The organism is Ignavibacteriales bacterium (assembly GCA_016214905.1).
GTDB lineage: Bacteria > Bacteroidota > Ignavibacteria > UBA10030 > SZUA-254 > PNNN01.
Genome location: JACRMQ010000005.1, coordinates 214,808 through 223,336, shown reverse-complemented (window position 1 = coordinate 223,336; position 8,529 = coordinate 214,808). Strand labels below are relative to the sequence as shown.

Sequence of the window (8,529 nt, the reverse complement as noted above, 5' to 3'; positions counted from 1 at the left end):
CAGGGTGTATTTGTCAATATTGTCTTCGTGCTGATTGTAATTGCGTTGATGATGCAGGTAAATTGGACCCAGATCTCAGATGCAATGACAAGTACACCGCCCGATGCCTCGCTGATTAATCCATTCAAATCTAGTAATGTAAAAGATTTTAATTTCTGGTATTTCTTCATTGGTATGCTGGGGCTTATCTACACAAAACTTTCGTGGCAGGGAAATCAAGCATTCAATGTATCTGCAAAGAGCGCTCACGAAGCGAAGATGGCTGATGTCCTTACAAACTGGCGGCTCATTCCGCAGTGGGGATTGTTTCTTGTTTTCGTTCCTGTTGTCGCATATACAGTTTTTCATCATGTTGATTTTAAAATAATTATTGACTCTATTCAACCGGCGCTGAACGGAATAGGTTCAGAGACAATTCAAAGTCAGGTAAAAGTGCCGCTTGTTTTAACCAAATTGCTACCTGTCGGATTGATGGGTGCATTTGCGGCGATAATGCTCGCAGCGGCAATTGCATGTCATAATTCATATCTCCATTCGTGGGGATCGATTTTCATTCAAGATTTTATAATGCCGATAAGACAGAAGCCATTCGAACCGGAAAAGCATATGAAATATCTTAAACTTTCGATTCTGGGTGTCGGCATTTTTATTTTCTTTTTCAGTTTGATATTCCAACAGAGCGAATATATTTTTCTATTCATGGCAATAACCGGATCAATTTTTGTCGGAGGTTCAGGTGCGGTTATTATCGGCGGGCTTTATTGGAAGCGCGGCACAACAATGGCGGCATGGTCGGCAATGATCACCGGTTCGTCGGTTGCAGTCGGTGGAATTATCGTTCAACAACTTATACCTGACTTCCCAATTAACGGACAGATGTTCTGGGGATTGGCGATGTTGGGTTCCAGCATTGTTTATATTCTTGTTTCGCTTGCCGGAAATAAGCAATCGTTCGATATGGATCGAATGCTAAATCGCGGGCAATACGCAGTTGAAGAAACGAATCTTAAAACAGAACCACTCAAGGGCTGGAGAGTTCTGGGAATGACTAAAGAATTTACCAAAGGCGATAAGTTGATATATATCGCAACTTATGTTTGGACATTTCTCTGGGTTCTTGTGTTTATCGTCGGAACAATTTACAGTTTAACGAATGATGTCTCGAATTCTGCCTGGATGAATTTTTGGGAAATATACATCTGGATTTATCTGATTGTCTCTATAATTGTTATAATTTGGTTTACGATAGGCGGTGTTATAAATTTGAAAGAAATGATTGTCGCATTGAAAACTATTAAGCGAGATCATGCAGATTCGGGATATGTTGTTGATGATAAATAAAACAAATTCGTGTCCTTTGTGACTTCTCCGTGATTCTTCGTGAAAGAAATTACACGAAGCAACACGAAGGTTGCACAAAGTATCACGGAGACAAAAATGAATATTGAAGGAACAAATTCTATGCAGCGTTATCCTAAAAATCCAATTCTTGCACGAAAAGATATCCCTAACATTCCACCACATCTTACAGATGCCACATCGGTATTCAATCCGGGTGCGATAAAATTTAACGACAAGTATATTCTCATTCTAAGGGTTCAAGCTCGCTCGCGCGAGACTTTTTTTGTCTTAGCTGAAAGTTTTGATGGAATTACTTTCGCGGTTCGAAAAGAAGTCATAAAATTTAAAGGCATCGAAAAAATCAAAGATAAAATCTACCATATCTACGATGCACGCATAACAAAACTTGATGGAAAATATTGCGTAATGTTCGCGATGGATATGGAAGGAATTTGTAAGCTCGGACTTGCGGTTACATCAGACTTCGAAACTTTTGAATTTCTTAGTATTGTATCAGATGAAGACAATCGGAACGGTGTACTTTTCCCGGAGAAAATAAACGGTAAATATTTAAGAATGGACAGACCGAACCGTGTTCAAAAAGAAGGAGGACCGGTATCGGGAAATACTATTTGGCTTTCTCAATCTGACGATCTTCTGAGATGGATTCCGAAAGCGCCGCTTATTACAGGAAGATTTCATTACTGGGATGAATTTATCGGTTCAGGCCCACCGCCCGTGAAAACCCGAAAAGGTTGGCTTCATATTTATCACGGAGTCGCGACTCATTTTCAAAGCACTAATATTTATCAAGCTGGCGTAATTCTTCTCGATCTCAATGATCCATCGAAAGTTGTGGGTAGAAGCCGTGGGAACATTTTAGAACCGCGTGAAATTTATGAGCTTGTCGGTCAGGTCCCCAATGTTGTTTTTCCTTCGGGCATGATAATAGAAAAATATGACAACGAAGGTTTTGCTCTTCCCGAAAGTGAAATTAAAATTTATTACGGTGCCGCCGATACTGTTGTTGGTTTGGCAACAACTACAATTCAAAATCTGCTTGGTGCAACTGAAGAAGTTGAAATATTATGATATAAATTGGCAGAGGGTGAAATCATTTAACATTTTTGAAACAAAATGAAAACAAAGATATACGATCCATCATCAAAAGTTGAAGAGTGTGAAATAAATCGAGGCAAGCACAAAGCTCTTTATTCCCCTACCGAGAAAATAAAAGTTATAGAGATAGATAATTATCCCCTGCTCGGTAAATTTACCGCTTTCAGATTTATTGAATGGGTGCAAAAAAATCAGGGAGGCGTTATCGCCTTGCCAACGGGAAAAACTCCCGAATATTTCATTAAGTGGGTACAAAGAATTCTTTCGCAATGGGACACAAATGAAATTCAATCGATCCTTGAGACCTATGACATGAATCGGTCGGCTCGACCGGAGATGAAGGATCTGACATTCATACAGATCGATGAATTTTATCCGATGAATTCCAACCAAAACAACAGCTTTTATTATTACATAAATGAATTTTATATCGTGGGATTTGGCTTGTCGAAAGAAAACGCTCTTCTGATCGATTCAACTTCACTCGGTATACCACACGGAAAAACGATGGGAGAGATTTTCCCCAATAACATTGTCGATCTCACACTACGCGTACGAAAAACCACCACTGAATTAGAAAGAATCCAGCGCGATGTCATCAATCGCATCGATGAATATTGCATGGAGTACGAGACAAAGATTCGTGAGCTTGGCGGCATCGGTTTCTTCCTCGGAGGTATTGGTCCTGATGGACATATTGCGTTCAATGTCCGCGGATCGAGTATTCACTCCGTAACTCGTTTAACGGCAACGAATTATGAAACACAAGCCGCCACCGCAACTGACCTTGGTGGTATTGAAATCTCAAGAAATCGTCTCGTGATTACAATCGGTCTTGCTACGATCACTTACAATCCAACAGTAACCGCAATCATTATGGCTGCCGGTGAGGCGAAGGCGGAAGTAGTTGCCCACGCAATTCAGGAAAAGAGAAATCCGCAATATCCGGCATCAGTTCTTCAAGATATTCCGAATTCACGATTCTATCTGACAAGAGGTGCATCGGCGTGCCTGATAGAACGACAGTATGAAGATATTAGTAAGATTAAACGTTTTAGCGAAGAAGAATCTGATAGAATCGTTATATCTCTTGCATTGTCAAAAAATAAATCGTTGCAAGAACTGAATATAAAAGATTTCACAGATGATCGGTTCGGATCGGTGCTGTTGAAGTCGAGCAGGGTCGATCATGTTTTGCTTACCGATGTGGCTCGCCAAAATATAATTCAGAAGCTTGACCGCGGCTTAATGCACGTTTCGGGCACAACATTTCTCCATACCGAACCGCATCATGACGATATCATGCTTTCGTATCTTGCACACATCTATCATCTTGTGCGCGATGCGAGCAATTTGCATTACTTCGCGAACCTGACTTCCGGATTTACTTCCGTTACAAATGCTTATGTGTTGTCGGTCTTAATGAAGCTCGAGAAGTTTCTTAATTCAGAATCTTTCACTTTGTTGTTTAACGAAGGATATTTTGAAAGTGAAAATCATTCAAACCGTCAGGCAGATGTATACATGTTCTTGGATGGCGTGGCGGCAAACAATCCGGAAAAAAGAGACAACGCGGAAGCTTGCAGGTTGTTAAGAAATATGTTCGATATTTATCTTGTTCATGATCTGGAGAAAATTAAGCAGCGCATCAAAGAACTTCATGATTATTTTAACACTCAGTATCCGGGCGCAAAAGATCCGATCGATATTCAAACCTTAAAGGGAACATTGCGGGAGTGGGAAGTTGAATCACTCTGGGCATATTTCGGAATAGAAACTTCGTCGATCTTTCCGCTTCGACTCGGTTTTTACACAGGCGATATTTTCGCGAGGGAACCAGAGATTAACCGTGACGTTATTCCGATCTACAATTTGATAAAGAAAATAAAACCCGATATTGTATCAGTGGCGTTCGATCCTGAAGGCAGCGGGCCGGATACACATTACAAGGCGCTGCAAGCGGTGGCATCTGCGCTTAATATGTATGAAAAAGAAACCGGAGATTCTCATATTAAAGTATGGGGTTACAGGAATGTGTGGTACCGTTTCGATCAGGCAGAAGCCGATTTGATAATTCCCGTTTCACTCAACTCGCTCTCGCTTCTGCATACCGCGTTCATGAATTGTTTCGGATCTCAACGCGCCGCATCATTCCCCAGTTATGATCATGACGGACCATTCTCCGAGCTTGCTCAAAAAATTCAGGTGAAGCAATATTCAGATGTTAAAACGTGTCTCGGTAAAGATTACTTTCTGAAAAATTCACATCCTCGTTTAAGAGCGGCAAGAGGTATGATCTTCTTAAAAGAAATGAAACTTTCTGATTTCTATAAAATAGTCCGTGAGTTAAAGATAAAAACCGAAGGCGAAACGATTGAATGAAAAAAACGGCTACGGTTTGTTTAAGATGATTGTCGACAACCACGCCTCAGCTTCAGAAACCGACATTCTTTTACGCTTTGCATAATCCTCGACTTGATCCGGCAATATTTTCTGAAGCGCGAAATAGCGGGCTTGTGGATGTGCGAAATATAATCCGCAAACAGAAGCTGCAGGGCTCATAGCATAATTTTCAGTAAGTGTTATCGATGTGTTTTCGGCGGTGTTCAGAAGGTCGAATAATATTTTCTTTTCAGAATGATCCGGAACAGAGGGGTAGCCGATTGCCGGTCTGATTCCGCGATACTCTTCTTTTAACATTGACGGCAAGCTTAGATTTTCTTCAGATGAATATCCCCAAAGCTCTTTCCGTATTTTTTCGTGCAGCAATTCGGCAAATGCTTCTGCCAGCCGGTCGGCTAGAATTTTTAACATGATCGAGTTATAATCGTCATGGTTATTCTCAAATTCCGCGATCCATTTTTCAATATTCAAACCTGCGGTGACTGCAAATCCACCGATATAGTCGGTGATGCCTGATCCTTTTGGAGCAACAAAATCTGTATTGCAGAGATTAGGTTCGCCAGGTTTCTTTTTTTGCTGACTGCGTAGAAAATGTAGTGTAGCGAGCGGTTCTTTCCCATTTTCTTTGTACAGTTCAATATCATCCCCGATTGAATTGGCCGGGAAAATACCTGCCACTGCTTTTGCCGTCAGCATTTTTTTGTTGATGATTTGTTTTAGGAGCGACTGCCCGTCGGTAAATAATTTCTTAGCTTCAAAACCTTTTACGGGATCATCGAAAATTTGAGGATATTTGCCGTTTAATTTCCATGCATGGAAGAAAAATGTCCAATCGATATATTTAGAAATTGATTCAAGATCATAATCAGAAAATATTTTGACTCCGATAAAATTGGGCTTCGTGATATTTGCATTTTTCAAATCGATGGCGAACTTATTTCTGCGCGCCTCTTCCAGAGTAACAAAGTTTCCGGATGTACCGCGTGATAAATGTACTTGGCGGATACGCTCGTAATCATTTGCAATTTGATCGATGAACGATTCTTTTCCATCTTTCGATAGAAGTCTGGAAACTACCGGAACACTCTTCGACGCATCTTTTACATGAATTACAGGTTGATTATATGCGGGTGCAATCTTAACAGCCGTGTGGATTTCGGAAGTTGTAGCTCCACCAATGAGAAGTGGAATAGTAAAATTCTGTCTTTGCATTTCTGCCGCTACGCTCACCATCTCATCAAGCGAGGGAGTAATCAATCCGCTTAACCCGATGATGTCGACATTTTCGGAACGGGCGGTATGCAAAATTTTTTCCGTGGGAACCATAACACCCATATCGATTATTTCATAATTGTTACAGCCGAGAACAACACCAACAATGTTTTTTCCTATATCGTGAACATCCCCTTTAACGGTTGCAAGTAATATTTTGCCGGCAGATTGTTTCACTTTACCATCGACTGATTCCTGATTGATATACGGTGTAAGGATGGCGACAGCTTTTTTCATCACTCGCGCGGTCTTCACCACTTGCGGAAGAAACATTTTACCGGTCGCAAAAAGATCGCCGACCGTATTCATACCGTTCATCAGCGGACCTTCGATTATATTAATCGATTTATTGTAAAAATTCCGAGCCTCTTCAATATCTTTGTCGATAAATTCGGTAATCCCGTGAACAAGTGCGTACGATAGTCGCTCACCAACACCGGCAAGGCGCCATTCATCGGTATTTTGTTTTTTAGTTTGGCTTGGACCGATAGTTTGGGCAAATTCAATTAAGCGTTCAGTGGCGTCAGGTCTGCGGTTGAGGACTACATCTTCCACTCGTTCCAATAAATCCGGTTTGATTTCATCGAATAAAACGAGTTGAGCCGGATTCACTATTCCCATATCCATTCCCGCTTTAAAAGCGTGGTATAGAAAAACAGAATGGATAGCTTCACGCACAGCATCATTACCACGGAAGGCAAATGAGAGATTGCTTACACCGCCGCTGACTTTCACGTAAGGTAAATTTGTCTTAATCCATTCTACCGCCCGTATGTAATCGAGGGCGTAGTTGTTGTGTTCTTCGATTCCTGTTCCAATCGCAAGAATGTTCGGATCAAAAATTATATCCTCGGGTTTGAACCCGATTTCTTTAGTCAATATGCGGTATGCCCGGCTGCAGATTTCGATTTTTCTTTCGAAGGTTGCTGCTTGTCCCTGTTCATCGAAAGCCATTACTATGATTGCAGCTCCAAACCTTAGAATCATTCCCGCGCGTTGTTTGAATATTTCCTCGCCTTCTTTTAAACTAATCGAGTTCACTATCGATTTTCCCTGTGTGCATTTCAAGCCGGCTTCTATCACAGACCATTTCGAAGAATCGATCATAATCGGAACTTTTGAGATAGCCGGATCCGAAGCGAGAAAATTTAAAAATTTTGTCATTGCATTTTCGGCATCGATCATCGCTTCGTCCATGCAGACATCCAATATTTGCGCGCCGTTTTCTACCTGATCGCGCGCAACGCTCAGAGCTTCTTCGTATTTATCTTCTTGAATTAAACGCGAGAATTTTTTTGAGCCCATTACATTGGTTCGTTCTCCAACGTTAATAAAGTTTTTTTCGCGATCGATGACGAGAATATCCAGTCCGCTCACAACAGTTGCCGATTTTTTAGGCGGCAGCTTTCTTGGCTTGATGTTCTCCGCTGCACGAGCGAAAGCGCGAATATGTTCCGGGGTCGTTCCGCAACAACCGCCGATAATATTCACGATGCCGCGTTCAAGAAACTCGCGAAGCTGAGCTGCCATATCTTCGGGCTTCTGATCATATTCACCGAATTGATTCGGGTAGCCGGCGTTCGGATACGCACTGACGTATAAATGTGTCGACGATGCTATCGATTGAATAATCGGAAGCATATCTCTCGCCCCTAACGAACAATTCAGTCCTATGCTTAAAAGATCAGCGTGCGAGACCGAGGATAAAAACGCTTCTATTGTTTGCCCCGAAAGAGTGCGCCTGCTGGCATCAATCAATGTTCCGGATATCATCAGGGGTACGCGTTTCGTTTTTATGCTGAATATTTCTTCGACAGCGTAAATTGCTGCTTTCGCATTGAGGGTGTCGAATATTGTTTCAATCAAAATTAAATCAACACCGCCATCTAATAAACCGTTGATTTGCGTGCCGTATGCCTTTACCATTTCATCAAAACTTACAGCGCGATAGCCGGGATCTTCAACTTTTGGCGACATTGAACAGGTTTTGTTCGTCGGACCAATTGCCCCGGCAACGAAACGCGGTTGGTGGGGAGTTTTGAGTGTAAAATCATCGGCAGCTTTGCGCGCTATTTGCGCCGCCGCGAAGTTCATTTCGTAAGCGATGTTTTCGGTGTGATAATCTGCCTGAGATATCGGGGTGGCGTTAAAAGTATTCGTTTCTATTATATCGGCGCCCGCCGCTAAATATTCTTCATGTATCTGTTGAATAACATTCGGTTGCGTTAAAGATAAAAGATCGTTGTTTCCTTTTAATGAATGCGGATGCGAAGCAAAGCGGTCACCTCTGAAATCTTGCTCAGAGAGTTTCCGGCGCTGAATCATAGTTCCCATCGCGCCGTCTATGACTACAATTTTCTTATTTAGAATATCGATTATCGACACAAGAAAATT

The 8,529-nt window shown here is 41.7% G+C and carries 4 protein-coding genes; 3 read left to right on the top strand and 1 reads right to left on the bottom strand.

All coding sequences use genetic code 11. The features are described from left to right. The 3 genes from HZB59_03785 to HZB59_03775 form a co-directional block, all read left to right on the top strand. The coding region (locus tag HZB59_03785) for a sodium:solute symporter (protein MBI5020535.1) at positions 1-1,341 on the top strand (1,341 nt) is incomplete at its 5' end. 96 nt (positions 1,342-1,437) lie between these two features. Next, positions 1,438-2,433: a glycoside hydrolase family 130 protein gene (locus tag HZB59_03780; protein ID MBI5020534.1), complete on the top strand. Its 996-nt coding sequence runs from the start codon at positions 1,438-1,440 to the stop codon at positions 2,431-2,433. Between the two features lie 45 nt (positions 2,434-2,478). Beyond that, positions 2,479-4,842: a 6-phosphogluconolactonase gene (locus HZB59_03775; protein ID MBI5020533.1), complete on the top strand. Its 2,364-nt coding sequence runs from the start codon at positions 2,479-2,481 to the stop codon at positions 4,840-4,842. A 9-nt stretch (positions 4,843-4,851) separates the two neighbouring features. On the opposite strand, the gene metH is transcribed toward HZB59_03775, so the two are convergent. Next, positions 4,852-8,520 (bottom strand): methionine synthase, encoded by a 3,669-nt coding sequence (gene metH / locus HZB59_03770; protein MBI5020532.1) that lies wholly within the window; start codon positions 8,518-8,520, stop codon positions 4,852-4,854. Positions 8,521-8,529: the final 9 nt, after the last annotated feature.

Excerpts from the sequence above, each read along its gene's own strand:
- HZB59_03780 (MBI5020534.1), top strand. The coding sequence starts at position 1,438 with ATGAATATTGAAGGAACAAATTCTATGCAGCGTTATCCTAAAAATCCA.
- HZB59_03775 (MBI5020533.1), top strand. The coding sequence starts at position 2,479 with ATGAAAACAAAGATATACGATCCATCATCAAAAGTTGAAGAGTGTGAA.